At 34.6% G+C, this 1,073-nt stretch carries 2 protein-coding genes; both read left to right on the forward strand.

Translation table 11 applies throughout. The features are described 5' to 3' along the window. A partial coding sequence (locus AC1DRF_RS29250; RefSeq protein WP_477742476.1) for a hypothetical protein occupies positions 1–416 on the forward strand: 416 nt, incomplete at its 5' end. Positions 417–554: 138 nt separating this feature from the next. Then, a complete protein-coding gene (locus AC1DRF_RS29255; protein ID WP_274155499.1) occupies positions 555–1,037 on the forward strand; it encodes a hypothetical protein in 483 nt (160 codons plus the stop codon). Positions 1,038–1,073: the final 36 nt, after the last annotated feature.

A 1,073-nucleotide genomic window follows, 5' to 3' on the forward strand; every position in this document is an offset into this window, starting at 1 on the left:
CATTTGGGGGATATTTTACTGTTACTAGTATTTATGATTATTATTTAGGACGAGAACAGCTGAAAGTATTGACTGCCTCTCAGAAAAACCTTCAAACTGCTTTTAAAGAGTATAATCAGCTTATGGCCGAAAAAAAAACCAAAAAGCAATTTATCAATGAACTCGATGATATTTCAAATACTATAAACTATGAATATAATGAATTAGCTTCCCTTGATCCTACGATGAAAACGATGTATAAGCATACGGGCGTCATCGATGATATGGAACTGATGATTGATAATATCGATAGCATCTATGAATTAACGATGAATGATCACAAAGACGCAACAAAACCGCTTCAAACCTATGTATCTGATTTAATGGAGTATGTAGAAAAAGATATGAAAAAAGAAATAAGCATGCTAAGTAAATAGAACAAAACAGCTGTCTAAACAAATAGGCAGCTGTTTTTTTGTTGATTATAAAAGGAATCTTTTGGTTGCAGGCGAAAGATTATATTATGCACCCACTCGCTTACGTGCACCACGTTTACAAAAAAGGGAGGACATAGTATGAAGAAAGTGGTGATTATCCTATTTAGTTTGTTTTCATTAGCCGCATGTCAGATTCCTACAGCTGAAACGCTTGAAGATTCTTATCCACCCGCTATAAAAATAATAGCCGAAGGCAAAGAAGCTATCGTTAAGCCCTTATTCTTTTGCTGGACCGAATGTGAAGCTAATTTTGGCGAACGAAAAAATTTTAGACAAATTGTTATGAAAGATAGTATTCCCGTCTCTCAAGGTGGTCAAGTGTCCATTAAAATAGATGGTAAAAAACCTAATGCCCTTTATTACAAACAAATTCGTAATCAGTCTATTTATGAAAACATAGTAGAAAAAAAGGACATAAAAAAAACATCTGCTATTACAGTAGATTCTGCCTCTCACAGTGACAGTGATCGGTATATACTCGTAGCAGATTGGAAAGATAGCAAAGGTAAAAAGTTAATTGGGCGTGTCTACTACACTCCAGTAAAATTTGAAACACCATAGATATGGCTCTCTATGCTGTAATAGAGAGCCATATGC

The organism is Priestia sp. P5_B4 (genome assembly GCF_056400385.1).

What these genes read in the sequence shown, in the direction of transcription:
- AC1DRF_RS29255 (WP_274155499.1), top strand. Translation starts at nt 555, where the DNA reads ATGAAGAAAGTGGTGATTATCCTATTTAGTTTGTTTTCATTAGCCGCA.